Source organism: Streptomyces ziwulingensis, from assembly GCF_039542605.1.
Lineage (GTDB): Bacteria > Actinomycetota > Actinomycetes > Streptomycetales > Streptomycetaceae > Streptomyces > Streptomyces ziwulingensis.
The window spans coordinates 67,000-88,188 of the sequence record NZ_BAABIG010000025.1 but is presented as its reverse complement, the minus strand read 5'-3'; the positions used below and the strand labels follow the sequence as shown (position 1 = coordinate 88,188).

The window sequence follows — 21,189 nt, the reverse complement described above, 5'->3', positions numbered from 1 at the left end:
CGGTCCCGGTCATCCGGCGTCGCCCGCGAGGCCGGGCCGCAACTGCCGGACCGCGCGCCGGCAGTCGGCGGGCGCGGAGCAGACGAGATAGCGGATCTTGCTGGGGTCCCGTCCCATGACCGCGGCGGTGTCACCGCTGCTGTAGCCGAGCAGGCAGTGCAGGACGAGCGCGTCGTGCTGCTCGGCGGCCCGGACGGCCAGCGGCGGCGGCAGCGGGCGGCTCTCGTGCACGCGGGTGCTCAGCAGCGACCACGCGCGGGCCGCCGGGTTGGGATGGCCGACGATCTGCGCCCAGGTCACGGCGAGTTCGCCGAGCATCTCGCGGACCAGCCGGTGGGCCCGGCCCTCGGGGAGGTGGGCGCGGGCGTAGTCCAGCCAGCGGTCCCGGTGCAGGGCGCAGAACGCCTCGAAGGCCGGGGGCAGCGCGGGCGTGAGCGGGGACTGGGACCGGGGCCACGCCGGACGGGCCGCGCCGCGGCGCTGCGGGACGACGGCGGGGCGCGGGGCGACGGCGGTGGGACGGGCGGTGGGGGCGCAGGTGGCCTGCCTGACGGCGGGTGGGCTCATCGCGGAACCTCGGCAAACGGACGGTGGACGGTGAGGTCGGCCGGCCGCGGTGGCGGTCCGGCGGCCGCGGCGCGGGCCGCGTTCCACAGCGGGCGCAGCGGCTGGGCTTGGGCGTGCAGGGCGTGGGCCAGTTCCTCGACGTCCTCCCAGGCGGGCAGGGCGACGCCGCTGAGCATGCCGGTGATGACACCGGCGCTGAGCCGGGTGCGCGCGCCCAGGTCGCCGGTGGCCGGACGCGCGGCGGCCAGGTGCAGACCGCGCAGGGCGGCGGGGAGTCCGGCGCGGGGCGTGGGCACCCGGCCGCGGGCGCCGGCCCACAGCGGCTGGATCTCCGCGGGGTCGCCCCCGCACGCCTCGGTGAGGGCGCGTGCCACCGTCCAGGACGGGCAGCGTTCGCCGCTGAGGACGCGGGAGACGTAGGAGGTGGAGATCGCGGTGTCCTCGGCGAGCCGGCGGTAGGACTTGCCGCTCAGCCGCTGGAGCTGCGTCAGGGCGCGGGCGAGGACCTCGCCGGGGCCGGCCGGTATGCCGTCCGGCTCCCTCGCCCGCGACGGTGGGCCGCCCGCCTTGCGGGCGTCGGAGCGGCGCTGGCGCGGGATGCGCACGACGGCGGGCCCGCCGCCGGTCTGCGGCGTCCGGGCCGGGACGGGCCGGGTGCGCGGGCGCAGCGGGCGGCTCGCCATGCGCCTGCGCACGGCCTCCGCGGAGAACTTCCGGGTCAGTTGGTCGGGGGCCAGGCTGAGTGCCCGGGCGATCTCGGCGTTCTTCCACCGCTGGTCGCGGGCCTGCTGCACCAGACCGGCCTTCAGGTCCTCCAGGTCCTGTTCCACCACCCGCAGCAGGGCCAGCGCGGCCAGGGGGGTGCGGGTGCGGGTCAGGCCGCGGAGCCGTTCGACGGTGCGGACCAGGTCGTCGGCGACCTCGTCGGAGAAGCGGTCGTGGGCGATCGCGTCGGGCGTGGGGTCCTTCTCGCGGGCCCGGCGGTAGGCGCGGCCGCAGACGTCGTTGCAGTAGTGGCGGGGGCGGCCCGAGCCGCCGGGGCGGTCGATGGGCCGTCCGCAGTCGGGGTTGAGGCAGTGGGCGGGCCCCGGGTCTTTGAGTGTCATGGCTGTGTGCGTCCCTTTCGGGCAGGTGCTGCCGGCGAGGCGGGTCGCGGAAAATCGAGGATTCCGGCGGAAACCGTCCGCCGGCGAGCCGTCGCTTCCGCGCGGGTGACAAGGAGGCGAAGCCGGCCGGTCGGCCGCCGGGCGGCGGGACGGACTCGCGCGCCCGGCGGCCGACGGCCCCTCAGGTGGTGCTGAGCCGCCGGTAGCGCAGGTACGAGCGGCGGGTGGCGGCCAGCAGGAGGCAGACCGCCGCCGCGGCGAGTTCGTACGCCTCGGGCCGCGACACCAGGACGACACCCAGGACGGGGGCCGCGATGAACGCCCCTACCTGCATGTTGACTTCCTTGTCACGCAGAACGCGGGTTTCAACCGGGCCCACTTGCGGGATGTTACGGTCGAACCGCTTGGGCCGGTACGGATCAAGTCGTCGGCCGAAGCCGGAGTTCTGGTCAGGAGACATTGCCACTCCTCGATCGGAAACTGAGTTGAGTTGGACCCCGGTCTGGTGTGCCGCCGTGCCGGGGTCCACTCGTGTGTGGGGGGACGCTACCCGCTCACCCAAACCCATGCCTACAACTACCGTGCGTAAATGGCATGATTGCGATTACCGGCGCTTCCTCGCCCGCACGGCGGCCACCTTCTGTCTCCTCTCGCTCAAATTCGGTCCACTTCAGCTCCAGAACGAACGCGAGCACCACAACGACCGGGGGACACGGCCGCCTCACCGCTCTCACTCCGCGTGACCGGCCCTTTCCGTCCCACGACCTCCGGGCGCACCAGCCGGGCCCGCCGCTTAACCTGTTCCCGTGTCAGCCAGCCGTCCGCGTCGCGTGGCCGTCCTCGTCCTGGAGGGCGCCAAACCGCTCGATGTCGGCATTCCCGCCCAGGTGTTCAGCACCCGCGCGAGCATGCCGTACGAGGTGCGGGTCTGCGGTGCGGCGCCGGGTCTGGTGACCGGCGGTGACGGCCTGTCGTACCACGTGGCCGACGGGCTCGACGCGCTCGCCCGGGCCGACATCGTCTTCGTCCCGGGCTACCGGTTCCCGGACCGGGAGGACCCGCCGCGGCCGGTCGTCGAGGCGCTGGTCGCCGCCCACGGGCGGGGCGCGCGGCTCGCCGCCATCTCCACCGGCGCCTTCGCCCTCGCCGCCACCGGTCTGCTGGACGGCAGGCGCGCCACCACGCACTGGCACTACACCCGGGCGCTCGCGGCGCGGCACCCGCTCGTGCGGGTGGACGAGAACGTCCTCTTCGTGGACGAGGGCAGCCTGCTCACGTCGGCGGGCGCCGCCTCCGGCATCGACCTGTGCCTGCACATCCTCCGCGGCGACCTCGGGGTGGCCGCCTCCCATCACGCGGCCCGTCGCCTGGTCGCCGCGCCCTACCGCAGCGGCGGCCAGGCGCAGTACGTGCCGCGCAGCGTGCCCGAGCCGCTCGGCGAGCGGTTCGCCGCCACCCGCGAGTGGGCGCTGCACCGGCTCGGCGAGCCGCTGACGCTGGAGATGCTCGCCCGGCACGCGGCGGTGTCGCCGCGCACGTTCTCCCGGCGCTTCGTCGAGGACACCGGGTACACGCCGATGCAGTGGGTCATGCGGGCCCGCCTGGACATGGCCCGCGAACTGCTGGAGCGCTCGCAGCGCGGCGTGGAACAGATCGCCGCCGACGTCGGCCTGGGCACCGGCACCAACCTGCGGCTGCACTTCCAGCGGGTCCTCGGCACCACGCCCAGCGACTACCGGCGCACGTTCTCCCGGGGCGAGTAGCCGGGTGGCGGACGGCCGGCGGCAGGTGGCGCGATACTTTCGAACCCTGGCGTTCGCGCCGCTGTCACCGGGCGTCGCCGCGCGCGAGCCTGGGGGTGACACGGAAGGGACGTCACTCATGACCCGCATCGCCATCAACGGCTTCGGCCGCATCGGACGCAACGTACTGCGCGCACTCCTGGAGCGCGGCAGTGCCCTGGAGGTCGTCGCCGTCAACGACCTCACCGAGCCCGCGGGCCTCGCCCGGCTGCTCGCCTACGACTCGACGGCCGGCCGGCTCGGCCGCCCCGTGACCGTCGACGGGGACACCCTCGTCGTCGACGGCCGCCGCATCAAGGTGCTCGCCGAGCGGGAGCCGGCCCGGCTGCCCTGGGCCGAGCTGGGCGTCGATGTCGTACTGGAGGCCACCGGCCGTTTCACCTCGGCGAAGGCGGCCCGCGCCCACCTCGACGCGGGCGCACGGAAGGTCCTCGTCAGCGCCCCCTCGGACGGCGCCGACGTCACCCTCGCCTACGGCGTCAACACCGACGCCTACGACGCCGGGCAGCACACGATCGTCTCCAACGCCTCCTGCACGACCAACGCGCTCGCGCCGCTGGCCGCGGTCCTGCACGAGCTGGCCGGCATCGAGCACGGCTTCATGACGACCGTGCACGCCTACACCCAGGAGCAGAACCTCCAGGACGGCCCGCACCGCGACGCCCGCCGGGCCCGCGCCGCCGCCGTCAACATCGTGCCGACCACCACGGGCGCCGCCAAGGCGATCGGCCTGGTCCTGCCGGACCTCGAAGGCAAGCTGTCCGGCGACTCGATCCGCGTGCCGGTGCCGGTGGGCTCGATCGTCGAACTCAACACGACCGTCGCCCGCGACGTGACGCGCGAGGACGTGCTGGCGGCGTACCGCACCGCGGCCGAGGGGCCGCTCGCCGGTGTCCTGGAGTACTCGGAGGAGGCGCTGGTCTCCTCCGACATCACGGGCAACCCCGCCTCGTCGATCTTCGACTCGGCCCTCACCCGTGTGGACGGCCGGCACGTCAAGGTGGTCGCCTGGTACGACAACGAGTGGGGCTTCTCGCACCGCGTGATCGACACGCTGGAGCTGCTCGGGCGGGCCTGACCCGGCGTCACCCGCCCGGCCCCGCGGCCGTGGCGGCGCCTGGCGGCCGGGGGCCGGAACGTGGTCGGCTGGGCGGTGGGCCGTGCCCGTCACGGCCCCGCCCCGCCCCCGCCTCCGAGGAGGAGCAGCATGACCGCCGACCACCGCCGTGCCACCGACGTCCTCGTGGTGGGTGCCGGGCTCGCGGGCCTCGCCTGCGCGCTGGACCTGTGCCGGGCGGGCCGGCGCGTGACCCTGCTGGAAGCGTCGGACGGGGTCGGCGGCCGGATGCGCACGGACCGCCTCGACGGGTTTCTGCTGGACCGCGGCTTCCAGGTGTTCAACACCTCGTACCCGCAGGTCAAGCGACGCCTCGCGCTGCCGGACCTGTGGCTGCGGCCGTTCACGCCCGGGCTGCTCGCGCACACGCCGGACGGGATGCTCCGGCTGGCCGATCCGACCCGGCGGCCCGGGGCGGCCGGGTCGCTGCTGCCCGGGCGGGTCCTGTCCGCCCGGGACCTCGCCGCGCTCGGGGCGCTCAGCGCGCGCGACACCCTGCTGCCCGCCGCGGCCCTGCGGCGTGGCGCGGACCGCACCACGGCGGCCGCGCTGGCCCGGGCCGGGGTGTCGGCGTCCGCCGTCGACCGCGTCCTGCGGCCCTTTTTGGCCGGGGTCTTCCTGGAGGACCGGCTGGAGACGTCCGCCCGCTTCTTCCACCTGGTGTGGCGGAGCATGGCGCGCGGCACCCTGTGTCTGCCCGCCAAGGGGATCGGAGCGGTCCCCGAGCAGCTCGCCGGGGAACTGCCCGAGGGAGTGCTGCGCCGGGAGTCGCCGGTCGCCGGGGTGACCGGCGAGGGCGTGGTGCTGGCGGACGGCCGGGAGCTGGGCGCCGAGGCCGTCGTGGTGGCGACGGAGGCGGCCGCGGCGGCCCGGCTGCTGCCCGGCCTGAGCGTGCCGGAGACCCGTACGGTGACGACGTACTACCACGCCGCGCCCGCGTCGCCGCTGGCCGAACCGACGCTGGTGGTGGACAGCACTCTCACCGTCCTGAACACCGTCGTGCTCAGCGAGGTCTCCCCCACCTGCGCCCCGCCCGGCACCGCGCTCGTCTCCACCTCCGTGCTCGGCGGCGACCGCCCCGGCGGCGAGGAGGCCGTCCGCGGCCGGCTGGCCGAGCTGTACGGCACGGACACGGGCGGCTGGCGGTCCCTCGCCACGTACACCGTCGAGGGGGCGCTGCCCGCGATGACACCGCCGTGGCCGCTGATCCGCACGACCCGCCACACGCCCGGCCGGTACGTCTGCGGAGACCACCGGGCCACCGGCTCGGTGCAGGGCGCGCTCGCCTCGGGCACCCGGGCCGCGCGCGAGGTGCTCGCCGGCCCGGCGGGACGCTGAGCGGCGGGCTCCGTGCCCAGGGGGGCGGTGACCGGTGTGCGGGAGCGGCCGGTCAGCTTTCGCGCAGGCGGGCGGCGCGGCCGCCCTCGCCCAGCAACCCCGTCGCCTCGAACCGCCGGTCGGCGGCGATGCGGGGCAGTTCGCGCCGCGACAGGGCGGTGACGACGGGCGGCATGGCCGCGCGCACGAGCTGGGTCGAGCGCAGCCAGCCGGGCACGTACACGGTCGGGCGGCGCCGCTCGACCGCCCGGGCCAGCCGGCCGGCCACATGAGCGACCGGGTACACCTTCCGGGCGGGCGGCGGCATGTGGCCGCGCAGCTCGCGCAGTACGGCGTGCTGGTCCGCGTCGCGGATCATGTCGGTGTCGGTCCAGTTGATGTAGGCGAGGGCGACGTTCACGCCCCGGTGGGCGACCTCGGCGCGCAGCGCGTGGGCGAACGACTCGACGCCGGCCTTCGACGCGCAGTAGGCGCTCATCAGCGGTGCCGCCCCGATGGAGGCGAGCGAGGCGACCTGGAGCAGGTAGCCGCGGGTGGCGAACAGGTCCGGTAGGAAGGTCCGGGCGGTGACGGCGCTGCCGATGAGGTTCACCTCCACGACGCGCCGCCAGGTGGCGGGGTCGGACTCGGCGAACGGCCCGCCCTCGGCGACGCCCGCGTTGGCGACCACCACCGACGGGGCGCCGAACCGCTCCCGGATCCCGGCGGCGGCCCGGGCCATGCCCGCGTCGTCCGTGATGTCCGCCTCCCAGCAGCAGGACTCCCCCGGCAGGGCGTCCCGGACCCGGGCGAGCGTGGCCTCCTCCCGGCCGAGCAGGGCCACCTTCATGCCCCGCCCGGACAGTTCGTGGGCCAGCGCCGCGCCGAGGCCCCGCGCGGCGCCGGTCACCACGGCCGTCCGGCCGCGCAGCGGGCTCGCTTTCACCGGCATGCGGCGCCTCCTCGTGACCGTCGGCCCCTTCGGGCCTCCTGTGCTGACCACGGTAGGCGCGCACGGCGCGCACGGCCCGTTCAGGCCTCCCGGCGCAGGGGAACCGGCAGCCTTCGCCGGGTCCCGTCGGACCCGGTCAGAGGTCGGAGTCGATGCCGGTGACCACGGGGGGTCCCAGCGGGGCGCTGCCCCCGTCGAGGCCGATGTCCGCCAGCGCCGACTCGGCCAGCTCCCGGGCCTTCTGCTCCGCCTGCGGGCCGCTGTCCGCGTCCACGGTGAGCCGCACGGTGAACGTGCTGTCGTCGTTGACCGTGAGGACGTCCAGGTCCTCTTCGTCGCCCAACTGGGTGTGGTGCGGGTCCGCCGGGCGCAGGGCACGGGCCAGCTCTGCCCGCGTCCCCTCCTGCGCGCCCTTGGTGAACGTCCCCGGCACCGAGATGACGTACGTCGTCATGGCACTCCTCCCTCGGTTCTCCTCCTGCTACCCCGCTCGGGGCGGCACGATCCCCGCCGACCCGTCATTCCCCCGTCCGGCGCCGGACGGGGGAACCCCAGGGCGGGCCGGGGCGCCGGGGGCGGGTTGCACCTGGGCGGTGAATGCGGGACGGTTGCCGGAAGACATCTATTGTCCAGGGACAGGAAGGTGGTGGGGTACGCCGTGCGTGCCCCCGCTTGTGAGTGCTGCTCGCGCTACTTCTGCAAGCCCGCGCGACGCCGACACGGCCGTCGGCGCGACGTGGGGTGACGCCCCCTGCCCCGTGCTGGTCGTCGACCGGCACGGCGGCCTCGTGGAGCTGAACGAGGCCGCCAGACTGCTCCTGCCGGGCGTGACCGGCGGCACGCCGCTGGACGACGCCGTACCGGCCTGGCTGTCCGACGCCCACCGGCGCCTCTCGTGTCCGGCCCCGGTGCTCCCCGGCGCCCGGCGGGGCGGTCCGGCCGCGAACCCGGCCGCCACCCCGCCCCCCGGCCCCTCCCGCGGCCCGTCCGCCGGGAGCATCAACGACCGTCTCTACGAGGCGCACCCGGCCACCTCCCCCGGCGGCGACGTGGTGTGGTGGCTGATCGACGAGACCGACCGGCGCCAGGCCGAGGCCGCCCTGCGCGGCGCGCAGGAACGATCCGAGATCCTCTCCGAGGTCTCCAGCGCGCTGCTCTCCACGCTGAACATCCGGCGCTGCATGGAGGTCGCCGCGTCCCTCGCCGCGAAGCACTTCGCCGAGGCCGCCGTGCTCGTCGCACCCGGGCAGGGGCGCCGCACACCGCTGACCCACGCCCGGCGCGGCGGGTCCGTCACCCAGGTCATCCGCCAGGTCGACACCCTGACCGTGCCCGGACTGACCGAGGCGCTCCAGGGGTTCCCGCCGGTACCGGCCCGCTGGATCAATCCCGCCGACATCCCCGACTGGGTGATCCCGGAGGACTTCGCCGGACCGGTCGGTTCGGTGCTCGTCACCCCGCTGCCGGGACACGGCGTGCCGGCCGGCGCGCTGATCCTGCTGCGCTCCGGCACCGAAGGGGTCTTCACCGAGGGCGAGGAGGTCTTCGCCCGCCTCTTCGCCGCCCGCGCGGGCGCCGCGCTCTCGGCGGCCCAGCTCTACACCGAACAGGCCGGCATCACCGCCACGCTGATGCGGGAGCTGCTGCCGCCCACCCTGCGCACCGTGCACGGGGTCGAGTTCGCCGGCAGCTACCGCTCCTCGAAGGACCACGAGCGGGTCGGCGGCGACTTCTACGACGTGCACCCCGGTGACGATCCCACGCAGGAGACCCTGGTCGTCCTCGGGGACGTGGCGGGCAAGGGCCTGGAGGCGGCGGTGCTGACCGGCAAGATCCGGAACACGCTGCACGCGCTGCTGCCGCTGTCCGGCGACCACGAACGGGTGCTGCACCTGCTCAACGGGGCGCTGCTGACCTCTCATCACACCCGCTTCGCCACCCTGGTACTGGCCTCCGTGCGGCGCCGGGCCGGCCGGGTCCGCCTGCGTCTCACCAGTGCCGGCCACCTGCCGCCACTGATCGTCCGCCGTGACGGCAGCGTCGAGGAGGTTCCCACACGCGGGACGCTGGTGGGTGCCCTGCCGCAGGTCAGCGCGGCCACGGTGGAAACGGTCCTCCAGCCGGGCGAGACGTGCGTGCTGTACACCGACGGCATCACGGAGGCGCGCGGCGGGCCGATGGGCGACCAGTTCTTCGGGGAGCACCGCCTGAAGCGGGCCCTGGCCGAGTGCGCCGGGCTGCCGTCGGAGGCGGTGGTCGAGCGGATCCAGATGCTGGCCGCGCAGTGGCTGCGGGCCGGCCGCCACGACGACATGGCCGTCATCGCCGTCAGCGCCCCGAGGAACGGCCCGCTGTCGCTCGTCGACGGACCTTCGGACACCGCGGGGCGGACCGGCCTCGGCGGACTTCATGACCGCGGGAACAGCAGGAGGTACGCGTGAGTCCGCCCGCCACGACAGCCGAGCTGCGCGACCGGCTGTGGGCCGCGGTGGCCGACGGCGACGAACAGCGGGCGGTGGACGTCGTCCACGGCGGGCTGTCCGGCGGCGCGAGCCGGGAGACGCTGCTGCTGGACGTCATCGCGGCGGTGCAGGAGAAGGTGGGCGTCGAATGGGCCGCCGACCGCATCACGGTGGCACAGGAGCACGCCGCCACCGCCATCAACGAACGTGTCATCGCCACCCTGGTCCCCGGTCGCCGGACCGGCGACGGGGACGACGTCCCGCTCCGGGGGCGGGTGACGGTGAGCTGTGTGGACGGCGAATGGCACGCCTTCCCCGCCCGGCTGGTCGCGGAGGTGCTGTCGCTGCGCGGCTGGCGGGTCGACTACCTCGGCGCACAGACCCCGACCCCGCACCTCGTCGCCCACCTGCACCGCACGGTGCCCGACGCGGTGCTGCTGTCCGGGTCGATCGCCACCCATCTGCCCGCCGCGCACGCCGCCATCACCGCCTGCCAGGCCATCGGGGTCCCGGTCCTGGCCGGTGGCCGGGCCTTCGGCGCCGACGGCCGGTACGCGCGGTCGCTGGGCGCCGACGAGTGGGCTCCCGACGCCCGGAGCGCCGCCGCCGCGCTCGACGCCGGGCTCGGCCGTCCGGACCCGGCGGCGGCCCGGCAGCCGGTGGACGACCTGCCGCACCTGGCCGACCAGGAGTACACGATGGTCGTCCAGTCACGGGGCCAACTGGTCAAACAGACCGTGCTGGACCTGGAGACCCGCTTCCCCGGCATGCGCGCCTACACCGACGCCCAGCGCGAGCGCACCGCCGAGGACATCGCCCATATCGTCGACTTCCTCGCCACCGCCCTCTACCTGGACGACGCCGAGGTCTTCACCGTGTTCCTGAGCTGGACCGCCGACGTTCTCGACGCCCGGCACGTCCCCGCCCACTCGGTCGTCACCGGTCTGGACGTCCTCGCCGACCAGTTGCGCGACTTCCCCCGTACTCTGGACCTCCTGCGGGCGGGGGCCGCCGTTCTCGACCGCCGCCCCGCCTCCGACGTCCCAGGACCCCACACCTCCGTATGAGCGAGCAACCGCCCACCGAACTCACCGTGACGTTGTCCAGCGAGCCGACCCGGCTGACCGTGCGGCTGTCCGGCGAACTGGACCACGACACCTGCGACGACCTGGTCGACGCCGTCACCGCCCGCATCGCCGGGGTGACGCGGCTGCGAGAGGTGCGCCTGGACTTCCGCGACCTGGAGTGGATCGACTCCTCGGGCCTGTCGGCCCTGCTCATGATCCACCGGCACACCAGCGCGGCCGGCGCCACCCTCCGCCTGGACCACCGCCCCGCGGTGCTGGACCGCATGCTGCGCCTCACCAACGTCCTGGACCACCTCACCGCGCCCGCCGCCGCGGGGGGCGCGGGGGCGGGCGCGGGGGCCGTGGCGGACGACGAGGTCAGCGGGGCGGGGTCGATCGGCTGACCGGAGCACGCCGTGCTGCCGGCCGGGCTACTGCTACTGCTGCCGGAGCACCTTGTCGGTCATGTCGGTCACCTGTCCGGCGGGCGGGGCCTCGGCCCGGACCTCGGTGCCGAAGTCGGAGAACTCCATCAGCGTGCTGACCTTCAGGGGCTGCGCGGAGGCGCTGGCGCTCGGCTGCCCGCCCTGGCCCGGCACCTCGACCGTCATGTCGGTCCGCTGGCGCCGGATGCGGCCCTCGTCGTCCAGCCACACGTCCATGGGCATGGTCGAGCCGAGCTGCTGTTCGAGCGCCTTGCCCGCGGTCAGCCGGCCGACGTCCACGGTGACGTGGTAGCGGGTGGTGTTGACCCCGTCGATCCGCTCCGGGCCGGCTTCGGTGACGTCCTTGTCGGAGATCGCCTTCGCGTACGCGGCGGACTGCGCGGGGTCGCCGATCCCCTGGCCGCCGAGTCCCTGCGCGGCGGCCCTCTTCAGATCGATCTTGATCCACGGCTTGCCGCCGCTCTGCTCGCTGTCCACGGGGAGCTTCTGGTAGAGGATCTGCTCCACCACGCGCTGCTCGATCCTCTGCCCCGCGGCGGTGACGGTCATGGTGCTGGCGCCCCCGTCCAGGTCGATGGCGCCCTGCCCCTGCGCGGTGAACGACTGCCCCTCGGCGCCGGACGTCACCTTCAGCTTCAGCCGGGCGCTTCCGGCCTCGGCGGTCCGCTCGTACGCGCCGCGCACCGCGCTCGCGCCCCGGCCGCCCTCCCGCGCACTCGGCGAGGAGGACGACGCCGAGGAGGACGACGCCGCCGAGGAGGACGCGCCGGCCGACGCGCCGGCCGCCTTGCCGCCACTCGCGTCGCCCTCGCTCCCGCATGCCGTCAGAAGGGTGCCCGCGAGGACACCGGCCACACCGGCCGTACCGATCCGGAACGCCCTACCAGCTACCGCCATGAATCGTCCGCTTCCCAGTCGCAAGTCGTTTCCCGTCGCTCACGGAGGCGGGTGCCCCGGCCCCGGGCGGGAACACGTACAAGATCTGGAACTCCCGCTTCCGGAGTGGTGGTTGAGGGGCGTGGGGCGCGGAACGACGCCGAGTTCAGGGGAACGGCACCACGACCGGGATCACCCGGAAGGGGCCCGGTAGTCGGGGTACCACGGGGTGGGGTCCACGTCGCGGAAGGCGGAGCGGGTGAACATCTCGCGCAGGGCGTACGGGCGGGTGGCGTCGTAGATCATCTTGGCGGTGATGCCCTTGGTGCCCAGGGACGGGTTGTACTGCGGTGTCTGGGAGGGGTCCAGGACGTGGCCGGCGACGCCGGGCAGGATCAGCAGGTCCCGGTCGGCCTGGAAGCGGGTGGTCATCGCCCAGAGCACGTCCTCGGTGTCGAAGGGGTCGACGTCCTCGTCGACGAGGACCACGTGTTTGAGTTCCGTGTAGACCCCGAGCGCGAGGACTCCGCACTGGCGGGCGCGGCCGTCGTCGAACTCGTTCGTCTTGGCGACCTGGATGATCTGCAGGAACTTCCCGCCGCCGGAGGAGTGGGCGTACGTCTGCCGCACGAAGCCGGGGTACTCGTCCTCGCACACCCGCAGCACGGCCGCCTCCGTGGGGATACCGGCCAGCGACACGTGCTCCTCGCCGGGGCCCACCAGGGTCTGCACGATCGGGTCCCGGCGGGTGGTGACGGCCTTGACCTTGATCACCGGCAGGGAGGGGTTGGCGGGGCCGTCGTAGCCCGGGAACTCGGGCATGGCGTGCCCGCTGTGGGTGTGCTCGTCCTCGGCGATCCGCACCTCGGGCAGGATCTCGCCCTCGATGACGATCTCGGCGCGGGCGAGGGACTTCTGATCGACGGTGAGGCAGTCGACGAGGTGGACGCCCTCGCCGCGCAGCGCGCCGCCGATGGTCAGCTCGTCGAACCCGAGGGGGGTGGTCGGCGCCTCGAAGGAGGTGCCGAGGTAGACGGCCGGGTCGAGGCCGATGTTGAGGGAGACGGGCAGCGCCTCCCCGCGTGCCTCGGCCTTCTTGCGGAAGGCGTCGATGTGCCGGCCGGGGGCGAAGAAGATGGAGATCTCGTCCTCGCTCTGGACGCAGAGCCGGTGGATCGTGACGTCGGTGTGGCCGTTGTCCGGGTCGGAGCCGAGGACGAGGGCCTCACAGAAGTAGGGACCGGCGTCCTGGTCGGTGTTGGTGGGGGCGGGCAGGAGTGTGCGCAGGTCGAAGCCGTCCTCGTCGGCCCGGTGCACGACCTCCTGGCAGGGGGCGTCCTCGGGTCCGACGAACACCGGCTCGACGGGGTTGCGCACCGCCCGCGTCATCCGCTGGGTCAGCTCGCGCGGCGGGCAGTCCATCAGGAGTCCGACCCGGTCGCGGCTGGCCAGCATCCCCACGAGAATGCGGGCGCCGGGGTAGCCCTTGACGCTCTCGAAGAGCATGGCGGGCCCCACCCCGGTCGGCCGCTGCACGGTGCCGCCCGCGCCGACCCGCTTGTACACGCCCGCCAGTTCGCCGTACGGGTCGACGGGGTGATCGGTGGTGTGCAACTGGCCGGGGTGTTCCCGCAGCAGGGCCAGGGCCGAGCGCAGGTCGTTGACGGGCGGGGACTGATCGGGCATGGCAGGTCTCCGGGTCGGTCAGAAGCGGATTCTTCGACGGACGCCCGCGCGGAGGACGACACGGGCCGGAGGGAGGACGGCGCGGACCCGGCCGGAGGAGCCTCACCCGTCCGGCGCGCCGGAGGCACGCGCGGCGGAGCGTTCCCGCGCGGCGGTGCTGCCGCCCGTCTTCCATGCGTAGTAGTCGGTCTGGTCGAGGCCGACGAAGCCCAGCAACCGGGCGGTGAACTCCTCGAACATCTCCGCCACGGTCCCGGGCAGGTTGTAGTAGGTCGGGATCATGGGGTAGACGACCGCGCCGGCCTCCGTGGCCTGGGTCATGTTGCGCAGGTGGATCAGGTTGAACGGGGTCTCGCGCACGCACAGGACGAGCGGCCGGCGTTCCTTGAGGCAGATGTCGGCGGCCCGTTCGATCACCGAGGAGGCCTGCCCCTGGGCGACCCGGCTGACGGTGCCGAGCGAACACGGCACGACGATCATGCCCCAACCGGGGTGGCTGCCGGAGGTGTGCGGGGCCTCCCAGGCGTCCGCGTCCCAGGCGGAAACCTTCGCCGAGTCGCCGCCCAGCAGGGTCCGTGTGACATCGGCGTCGGCGGTGCCGCCGAACTCGTGGGCGAGGAGCCGGCGTCCGTTCGGGGAGACGAGCAGGTCGACGTGGGCGACCCGGTCGTCGCGCTCCAGTGCGGCCAGGACGTGCCGGGCCATACGGGTGCCGCCCGCGCCGGTGACGGCCACGGTGATGTTGCGCTGCTCTGCCATGACGGGCATTTCCTTCCGGGGCACACGGCGCGCGGAATGCCGAGTATGTCCCAGGGTGCGCAGGGGTGCACGTCGACCGGCGGCAGGGTTCCCGGGGTGCTGGCCGCTGCTCCTCTTGCGCGTGGCACCGGGGCACCCCTGCGGCCCGTCGGACGTTTCCACTGGCAGTAGGGCCGGATGCCGGTCACTGTGGACCGGCAGCACAGAGGAAGAAGATTTTGGGATGAACCACCAGAAGGTGTGCGACCTGATGAGCGACGCCGTCGTCCGTGTCCAGCGCGGGACGCCGTTCAAGGAGATCGCCCACCTGCTGCAGGAGTACGACATCACGGCCGTCCCGGTCGTGGACGCGGACGACCGGCCCGTGGGGGTGGTGTCGGAGGCGGACCTCCTGCAGAAGATCTGGGGCGGGGAGAGCGGCGCCCCGGCGCCCGGCGCCGCTCCGCTCCCCGAGGGGACCAAGGCGTCGGCGACCGACGCGGCGGGGCTGATGACGTCACCGGCCGTCTGCGCGCGGGAGGACTGGAGCGTCGTGGACGCCGCCCGGGTGATGGCGCGTCAGAACATCAAGCGGCTGCTGGTGGTGGACGACAAGGAGCGGCTGGTCGGGGTGGTCAGCCGCAGCGACCTGCTGCGGGTCTTCCTGCGCGGGGACCGGGAGATCCGCACCGAGATCATCGAGGAGGCGCTGCTCAAGACGCTGGACCTGGCCCCCTCGGCGATGCAGGTGGATGTGACCCACGGCCATGTCATCCTCAGCGGACGGCTTCCGGACCATGTGTCCGTCCCCGCGTTGGAGGAGCTGTGCCGCGGGGTCGACGGGGTGGTCGCCGTGGAGTTCAGAACGGCGGGCGCCAGCGGTGACTAGGGTCTGTCGGGGCGGGCTGCGACCCGCCCCGTCCGCCCGCGTCCGCCGTGCAAGCCGTCTGGGTGCCCGTGGGATGCGGCCGGGCCGCGCAGCGGATCGGATGGGTTCCGTGCGCAGATCCATAGCCGTGGCGGACGGCCGTTTCCGCCTGTTCGCGTCGGGCAGTTTGCTCGCCGCGCTGACCCTGCTGGCCCCGCTCTCCGTCGCCCCGGCGGCGGCCGACGACACACCGGCGGTGCGCGACACACCGCCGNCCGGCCGACGGCACTTCACCGCCGGCCGACGGCACTTCACCGCCGGCGGACGGCACCCCGCCGACGAAGGCCACGCTCCCGCCGGGCGACATACCCGTACGCGGCTCCGCCCACATGGGCATGGGCGTCCTCGCCCACGACGGCGTGGACGGCGCGCCCAGCGGCGTCCGAGTGGCCCAGACGGAGGGCGTGGACGTCTCCAGCCACCAGAAGGACGTCGACTGGCCGGCCCTGTGGCGCAGCGGCGTCAAGTGGGCCTATGTGAAGGCCACCGAGGGCACGTCCTACCGGAACCCCTACTACGCCGGGCAGTTCGGCGGAGCCCACGACGTGGGGATGATCCGGGGGGCGTACCACTTCGCCACGCCGGACGGCTCGGGCGGTGCCGCGCAGGCCGACTACTTCGTCGACAACGGCGGCGGCTGGTCCAAGGACGGCCGGACCCTGCCGGGCGTGCTGGACATCGAGTACAACCCGTACGGGGCCACCTGCTACGGGAAGTCGCAGAGTGCGATGGTCTCCTGGATCCGGTCCTTCGTCGACCGGTACCGGGAGCGCACCGGCCGGGACGCGGTGATCTACACCTCCACCAACTGGTGGACGCAGTGCACCGGCAACCACGCCGGGTTCGGCGCCGCCAACCCGCTGTGGATCGCCCGGTACGCCAGCACGCCGGGGCCGCTTCCGGCGGGCTGGGAGTACCACACGATGTGGCAGTACACCTCCACGGGGCCGACGGTCGGCGACCACGACCGGTTCAACGGTTCCCTGGACCAGGTGGTCGCCCTCGCCGAGGGCTGACGGGAGCGCGAGCCCCCGGCGGGAGCCTCAGGCTTCCGCCGGGGGCCGCTCGGCGTCTTCCGTCCAGTACGTCCCGTACCGGTCCGCCAGGGCGACCGCCTCGTCCGTCGTGAGGAGCCGGACCGGGTGGTCGCCCAGCAGCAGGCAGAGCGCGGAGGTCTCCTCCAGTTCCACCGCGGCCTCGGTGGCGGCGCGCAGGGAGGTGCCGGTGACGACCGGGCCGTGGTTCTGCAGGAGCGCGGCGCGGCAGGGGAAGGGGAGCAGTTCCAGTGCGGCGCCCTGGGCGGGGTCGCCGGGCGGGGCGTAGGGCAGCAGCGGTGTCTGTCCCACCCGCATGACGAAGTAGGGGGTCAGCGGAGGCAGTGCGCTGCGCGCGGACCAGGGCGTGCGGCAGGAGGCCGCGGCGGCGTGCCGGGAGTGCAGGTGGACGACGGCGCGGTGGGCCGGGTCGCGTCGGTAGAACGCCAGGTGGAGCGGGAACTCCTTGGAGGGGGCGGGGCCGTCGAGGTGGTTGCCGTCGAGGTCGAGGACCGAGAGGCGCGCGGGGTCGAGCGCGGCCATGTCGGTGCCGGTCGGGGTGATGAGGACGCGGTCCGCCACCCGGACGCTGATGTTGCCCGACGAGCCCGGACTGAGGCCGAGCCCCGCCAGATGGGCCGCCGCGGCGACCAGCCCGTCGCGCTCGGCACGCTCGGCGCCCCCGTCGTCGCCGCTCGGGGTTCCGGTGTGTCCGGCGTCTGCGAGGTGTCCGGCGTCTTCGGCGCCGCCGGTGGACCCGCCGGGTCCGCGGACTTCGTGGCGTGCGTCGCCCAGGGCGGTCATACGAGCTGCTCCCATGCCTGCGTGAAGATGTCCGGGTCGCCGAAGTTGCCCGACTTCAGGGCGAGGTCGACGGTGTGGGCGGTGCCGGTCGGGCACACCTCGGCGCGGGCCCAGGTGACCCCGGGCGCGATGGGTGCCCCGATGCCGAGGGTGCGGGCCCGCAGCGCGGTGACGACGGCGCCGGAGGTCTCCCCGCCGGCCACCTGCAGCCGCCGGGCCCCGGCGTCCACGAGGGTGACCGCGCAGGCGGCCAGGGCCCGTTCGACCAGCGTGGCGGGCGGTTCGGCGCCGGGTGGTGTGGCGCTCTCCACGTCCTCGGGGGCGGCGACGGCGTAGATCAGGGGTGGCCGGGTGGGGTCCGCGGCCCATTCGGCGCGCACGAACGCGGTCAGGCCGGCCACGGTGGCGTCGAAGTCGGCGCGGAGCCCGGCCAGGTCGAGCCGCCGGTGCGGCAGCCTGCCGAGGGCGTGGGCGACCTGGGCCCGGGTGGCCGCCGAGGCACTGCCCGCGAGGACGACGCCCGGGTCCCCGGGACGCGAGGCGGGCCGGGCACGGGCCTGGTCGGGGTGCGGGCCGGTGAGTCCCACGGCGAGCCCGGCCGCGCCGGTGACCAGGCCGAAGTCCTCGGTGGCGGCGGCGATGACCCGCAGGTCCTCGTCGTCGACGGCGTCCACGACGGTGAGCGCGTCGGCCCGCGCGGGGTCGTCCAGCGCGGCCCGCACCCCGTCCGCGCCGGCGCGGACGGTGTCGAGCCCGATGCGGGAGACCGGGTGGGCGGTCTGCGGCGCGAGCAGCCGCTCGACGCGGGAGTCCCGCATCGGGGTGAGGGGGTGGTTCCGCATGGGGCTCTCGTCGAGCAGGTCGTCGTGGACGAAGAGCCGGCCCCGGTAGACGGTGCGGCCGGTCGCCGGGAAGGACGGGACCACCACCGTGCGCCGCTCGCCGAGCGCCTGGAGCAGGGCGTCGGCCACCGGCCCGATGTTGCCCCGCGGCGTGGAGTCGAAGGTCGAGCAGTACTTGAAGTAGAAGCGCCGGCAGCCGAGGGCGCGCAGGGCGTCGAGCGCCCGCGACGACACCTCCACCGCTTCCGCCACGGGGGCGGTTCTCGACTTCAGGGCCACCACGACGGCGTCCGCCTCGGCAAGGGCGCCGGCCGCCCCGGGGCCGGCCGCGACCGCGTCGGGCCCGACGGCGACCACGGTCCGGAAGCCGCGGGCGACCAGCATGGTGGCCAGGTCGGTCGCGCCGGTGAAGTCGTCTGCGAGGGCCCCGAGGGTCGGCATCAAGCCTCCTGCGTTGGTGCGGTTCTCGGCGTGGCCCGACGGCCCACCGTGAGGTTCTGTGAAATTATGTTAACAGACTTTACGCAGATGGGATCTGGTGATACATGTTGTTCATCTGCTGCTTCTAGAACGCGCGTCCCACAGCTCACCGTCGCCCCGCCGACCGCGCGAGAAGCCCCACGTCACTGCCTTGCGCGCTCAGCCAGGAGGGCCCCATGAACCTGCATCACTTGTTCGCCGACAGCGGCGACCGGACGGTGCGGTACGCACTGACCGGCGCCGGAGGCGGATTCGCGCGGACCCTCCTCGCCCAGAGCCGCCGGCTGCCCGGCCTCGTCCCGGCCGTGCTCTGCGACCGTGACCTGCCCCGGCTGCGGGCCGTGCTGGGAGAGCTGGCCTACGCCGACGAACTGCTCACCGACTGCGCCGACGCCGCCGCCGTGGCCGAGACCGCGGCCCGGGGCGGGATCGCGCTGGTCTCCGACGCGGCGCTGCTGACCGCCGGCCCCTGGGACATCCTGGTGGAGGCGACCGGCAGCCCGGCGGACGGCCTCGCCATGGCCGAGCGGGCCCTCGCCGAGGGCCGGCACGTGGCGATGGTCAGCAAGGAGGTCGACTCGGTCGCCGGACTGCACCTGGCGGAGCTGGCCGCCGCGCGCGGCCTCGTCTACACCACCGCCGACGGCGACCAGCCCGCCAACCTGATCTCCCTGGTGACCTGGGCCGAGCTGCTCGGCCTCGACATCGTGGCGATCGGCAAGTCCACCGAGTACGACCTCGTGTACGACCCCGAGGCCGGCACCGTGACGCAGCTCGACACCACCGTGCCCGCGCCGGAGCTGTCCGGCCTGCTCGGCCTCGGCGACGACGTGCGCGCCACCCTGGACGCCCGCGCCGCCGCGGTGGCCGCGCTGCCCACCGGCGCCACCGCCGACTACTGCGAGATGGCCGTCGTCGCCAACAACACCGGCTTCCGTCCCGACACCGAGCGCCTGCACTACCCGGTGGCCCGCATCGCCGAACTCGCCGACGTCTACCGGCCGCGTGCGGAGGGCGGCGTACTCGCCCGCACCGGCGCGGTGGACGTCTTCAGCGCCCTGCGGCTGCCGGGCGAGGCGTCCTTCGCGGGCGGCGTCTTCGTGGTGGTGCGCACCGACGACCCGGTGACCTGGGAGACGCTGCGCGAGAAGGGCCATGTCCTCAGCGCGGACGGCCGGTACGCGGCCGTCTACCTGCCGTACCACCTGATGGGTGTGGAGACGCCGGTGAGCCTGCTGTCGGCGGTGCTGCACCACCGGCCCTCGGGCGGCACCGACCCCCGCTCCTACGCGGTGCTCGCCGGGCGGGCCCGTACCGCCCTGCCCGCCGGGACCTCCCTGGCGATGGGCGGCCACCACCACGACGTCACCGGCGTCCAGGCCGTGCTGCTGCGCGGCGAGGAGGCCCCCGAGGACGTCGCGCCGCTCTACCTCGCCGCCCACGCGACGCTGGCCCGGCCGGTGGCCGCCGGAGAGCTGATCCGGGTGGCGGACCTCGCCGACCCCGACGCCGGCCTGCTGCGGGCCTGGCGGTCGGGACGCGCCGCGCGCGGCAGCGCCACCCTCGCCGACGACAACGCCGCGGAAGGGAACGCCGCCTCGTGAGCACCGACCTCCAGCACCTCCTCCTCGGGGTCGGCGCCGTCGTCGTCCTCGTCCTGCTGATCACCAAGGCCAGACTGCACCCGTTCCTCGCGCTCGCCCTGGCCGCCCTCGGCCTCGGCGTCGCGGCGGGCATCGCCCCGGTCCGCGCCGTCGAGGCGTTCCAGGGCGGCTTCGGCGACGCGCTCTCCAGCAGCGGCCCCACCATCGGTCTGGGCACCCTGCTGGGCGGCATCCTGCTCGGCTCCGGCGGCGCCGACCGCATCGCCACCGTCTTCATCGGGTCGCGGCCGGTCAAGTGGATCCCCGCCGCCATCACCGCCGCGGCGCTGCTGATCGGCATGCCGCACCTGTTCGACGTCAGTTTCGTCATGCTGGTGCCGCTGGTGTACACGGTCGCCAAGCGCAGCAACACCCATCTGCTGTGGGTGGGCCTGCCGATGGCCGCCGGTCTCTACGTCTCGCACGGCCTGCTGCCGCCGCACCCCTCCCCCACCCTGGCCGTCACCGCCTACGGCGCCAACACCGGCCTGACGATTCTGTGGGGCCTGGTCATCGGCATCCCGATGGCCGTGCTCACCGGTCCGGTACTGACCCGGCTGGTCAGCCGCTGGTTCGGCCCCGCGCCCGACCTGGACCGCGGTCCCGTGCAGTCCGCCACCGCGGAGCCCGAGCACCGCCGCAAGCCGGCCTCCTTCACCCTCGCGCTGATCACCGTGCTGCTCCCGCCGGGTCTGATGCTCATCGGCACGCTCGGCACCGCCCGGACCACCGAGGGCACGCTGCCCCACACCTTCTTCGACGCCTGCAACTCCTCCGTGCTGTCCCTGCTCGCGGCGGTCGTCTTCGCCTTCTTCGCCCTGGGGGTGCGCTCCGGCTTCGGCCTGGGACAGCTCCAGAAGATGGCGGCCAAGGGGCTCGGCCCGGTCGGCGCGATCATCCTCATCCTGGGCGCCGGCGGCGGTTTCAAGGCGATGCTGACGGCCACCGGCATCGACCAGCTCATCTCCGACTACGCCGTGGACTGGGCGATACCCCCGCTGCTGCTCGGCTGGCTGGTCGCGGCCCTGCTGCGGATCTGCCTCGGGTCGGCGACCGTGGCCACCGCCGCGGCCACCGCCATCGTCGCTCCGCTGCTCGCCGCCTCCCCCGGCACCTCTCCGGAGCTGATGGTGCTGGCCACCGCCTCGGGCGCGGTGATGCTCTCCCATGTCAACGACTCCGGGTTCTGGCTGTTCAAGGAGTACTTCCAGCTCTCGGTGGCGCAGACGTTCCGCACCTGGACGCTGATGCTGTCGCTGCAGTCCCTGATCAGCCTCGGCGGGGTGCTGCTGCTCAGTACGGTCGTCCACGGCTGACCCCGG

The 21,189-nt window shown here is 74.3% G+C and carries 19 protein-coding genes and 1 pseudogene; 10 read left to right on the top strand and 10 right to left on the bottom strand.

Going from position 1 to position 21,189, the window contains the following annotated elements:
• Nucleotides 1–9: 9 nt before the first annotated feature.
• The 3 genes from ABEB00_RS15200 to ABEB00_RS15190 form a co-directional block, all read right to left on the bottom strand.
• Nucleotides 10–567 (bottom strand): hypothetical protein, encoded by a 558-nt coding sequence (locus ABEB00_RS15200; RefSeq protein WP_345620140.1) that lies wholly within the window; start codon nt 565–567, stop codon nt 10–12.
• On the bottom strand, nt 564–1,673 hold the full coding sequence (locus ABEB00_RS15195) for a helix-turn-helix domain-containing protein (protein ID WP_345620139.1): 1,110 nt from the start codon (nt 1,671–1,673) through the stop codon (nt 564–566). The genes ABEB00_RS15200 and ABEB00_RS15195 overlap by 4 nt, the downstream gene beginning before the upstream one ends.
• Nucleotides 1,674–1,854: 181 nt before the next feature.
• Nucleotides 1,855–2,007 carry a hypothetical protein gene (locus tag ABEB00_RS15190; RefSeq protein ID WP_345620138.1) on the bottom strand — a complete coding sequence of 51 codons (153 nt, stop codon included), beginning with the start codon at nt 2,005–2,007 and terminating at the stop codon, nt 1,855–1,857.
• A gap of 472 nt (nt 2,008–2,479) precedes the next feature.
• Here ABEB00_RS15190 and ABEB00_RS15185 point away from each other — a divergent pair, with 472 nt between their 5' ends.
• The 3 genes from ABEB00_RS15185 to ABEB00_RS15175 all read left to right on the top strand — a co-directional run bounded on the left by ABEB00_RS15185 (nt 2,480) and on the right by ABEB00_RS15175 (nt 5,930).
• Nucleotides 2,480–3,436 (top strand): GlxA family transcriptional regulator, encoded by a 957-nt coding sequence (locus ABEB00_RS15185; protein ID WP_345620137.1) that lies wholly within the window; start codon nt 2,480–2,482, stop codon nt 3,434–3,436.
• A 118-nt stretch (nt 3,437–3,554) separates the two neighbouring features.
• On the top strand, nt 3,555–4,553 hold the full coding sequence (gap, locus tag ABEB00_RS15180) for a type I glyceraldehyde-3-phosphate dehydrogenase (RefSeq protein WP_345620136.1): 999 nt from the start codon (nt 3,555–3,557) through the stop codon (nt 4,551–4,553).
• Nucleotides 4,554–4,682: 129 nt separating this feature from the next.
• Nucleotides 4,683–5,930 (top strand): NAD(P)/FAD-dependent oxidoreductase, encoded by a 1,248-nt coding sequence (locus ABEB00_RS15175; RefSeq protein ID WP_345620134.1) that lies wholly within the window; start codon nt 4,683–4,685, stop codon nt 5,928–5,930.
• A 52-nt stretch (nt 5,931–5,982) separates the two neighbouring features.
• Here ABEB00_RS15175 and ABEB00_RS15170 read toward each other — a convergent pair whose 3' ends face one another.
• Together ABEB00_RS15170 and ABEB00_RS15165 are read right to left on the bottom strand one after the other, a co-directional pair.
• On the bottom strand, nt 5,983–6,861 hold the full coding sequence (locus tag ABEB00_RS15170) for an SDR family oxidoreductase (protein WP_345620133.1): 879 nt from the start codon (nt 6,859–6,861) through the stop codon (nt 5,983–5,985).
• 136 nt (nt 6,862–6,997) lie between these two features.
• Nucleotides 6,998–7,315, bottom strand: a complete 318-nt coding sequence (locus ABEB00_RS15165) for a hypothetical protein (RefSeq protein WP_345620132.1) — start codon at nt 7,313–7,315, stop codon at nt 6,998–7,000.
• A gap of 304 nt (nt 7,316–7,619) precedes the next feature.
• On the opposite strand from ABEB00_RS15165, the gene ABEB00_RS15160 reads away from it, so the two are divergent.
• The 3 genes from ABEB00_RS15160 to ABEB00_RS15150 are packed head-to-tail and all read left to right on the top strand — an operon-like array spanning nt 7,620 to nt 10,794.
• Nucleotides 7,620–9,302: a PP2C family protein-serine/threonine phosphatase gene (locus ABEB00_RS15160; protein WP_345620131.1), complete on the top strand. Its 1,683-nt coding sequence runs from the start codon at nt 7,620–7,622 to the stop codon at nt 9,300–9,302.
• Nucleotides 9,299–10,390, top strand: a complete 1,092-nt coding sequence (locus tag ABEB00_RS15155; protein WP_345620129.1) for a cobalamin B12-binding domain-containing protein — start codon at nt 9,299–9,301, stop codon at nt 10,388–10,390. Before ABEB00_RS15160 ends, ABEB00_RS15155 begins: the two co-directional genes overlap by 4 nt.
• The gene (locus ABEB00_RS15150) at nt 10,387–10,794 is read left to right on the top strand and encodes an STAS domain-containing protein (RefSeq protein ID WP_345620128.1); all 408 of its coding nucleotides are present in this window, start codon (nt 10,387–10,389) and stop codon (nt 10,792–10,794) included. Before ABEB00_RS15155 ends, ABEB00_RS15150 begins: the two co-directional genes overlap by 4 nt.
• Nucleotides 10,795–10,827: 33 nt before the next feature.
• On the opposite strand, the gene ABEB00_RS15145 is transcribed toward ABEB00_RS15150, so the two are convergent.
• From ABEB00_RS15145 to ABEB00_RS15135, 3 genes are all read right to left on the bottom strand, one after another.
• On the bottom strand, nt 10,828–11,733 hold the full coding sequence (locus tag ABEB00_RS15145; RefSeq protein ID WP_345620127.1) for an SCO4651 family lipoprotein: 906 nt from the start codon (nt 11,731–11,733) through the stop codon (nt 10,828–10,830).
• 171 nt (nt 11,734–11,904) lie between these two features.
• Nucleotides 11,905–13,398 (bottom strand): UbiD family decarboxylase, encoded by a 1,494-nt coding sequence (locus tag ABEB00_RS15140; RefSeq protein ID WP_345620126.1) that lies wholly within the window; start codon nt 13,396–13,398, stop codon nt 11,905–11,907.
• A gap of 102 nt (nt 13,399–13,500) precedes the next feature.
• Nucleotides 13,501–14,157, bottom strand: coding sequence for a UbiX family flavin prenyltransferase (locus tag ABEB00_RS15135; protein WP_345620124.1), 657 nt, complete (start codon nt 14,155–14,157; stop codon nt 13,501–13,503).
• 223 nt (nt 14,158–14,380) lie between these two features.
• Here ABEB00_RS15135 and ABEB00_RS15130 point away from each other — a divergent pair, with 223 nt between their 5' ends.
• Both ABEB00_RS15130 and ABEB00_RS15125 read left to right on the top strand, forming a co-directional pair.
• Nucleotides 14,381–15,025 (top strand): CBS domain-containing protein, encoded by a 645-nt coding sequence (locus ABEB00_RS15130; RefSeq protein ID WP_345620123.1) that lies wholly within the window; start codon nt 14,381–14,383, stop codon nt 15,023–15,025.
• A gap of 341 nt (nt 15,026–15,366) precedes the next feature.
• Nucleotides 15,367–16,080: pseudogene (locus tag ABEB00_RS15125) on the top strand (lysozyme); the annotation flags it as partial.
• Nucleotides 16,081–16,107: 27 nt separating this feature from the next.
• On the opposite strand, the gene ABEB00_RS15120 reads toward ABEB00_RS15125, so the two are convergent.
• Complete coding sequence (locus ABEB00_RS15120) at nt 16,108–16,902, bottom strand: class II aldolase/adducin family protein (RefSeq protein WP_345620122.1); 795 nt, start codon at nt 16,900–16,902, stop codon at nt 16,108–16,110.
• The gene (gene otnK / locus ABEB00_RS15115; protein ID WP_345620121.1) at nt 16,899–18,185 is read right to left on the bottom strand and encodes a 3-oxo-tetronate kinase; all 1,287 of its coding nucleotides are present in this window, start codon (nt 18,183–18,185) and stop codon (nt 16,899–16,901) included. The genes ABEB00_RS15120 and otnK overlap by 4 nt, the downstream gene beginning before the upstream one ends.
• Before the next feature lie 215 nt (nt 18,186–18,400).
• Between otnK and ABEB00_RS15110 the strand changes: the two genes are divergently transcribed.
• Both ABEB00_RS15110 and ABEB00_RS15105 read left to right on the top strand, forming a co-directional pair.
• Complete coding sequence (locus ABEB00_RS15110) at nt 18,401–19,828, top strand: homoserine dehydrogenase (protein WP_345620120.1); 1,428 nt, start codon at nt 18,401–18,403, stop codon at nt 19,826–19,828.
• The gene (locus tag ABEB00_RS15105) at nt 19,825–21,183 is read left to right on the top strand and encodes a GntT/GntP/DsdX family permease (RefSeq protein ID WP_345620119.1); all 1,359 of its coding nucleotides are present in this window, start codon (nt 19,825–19,827) and stop codon (nt 21,181–21,183) included. Before ABEB00_RS15110 ends, ABEB00_RS15105 begins: the two co-directional genes overlap by 4 nt.
• Nucleotides 21,184–21,189 lie beyond the last annotated feature (6 nt).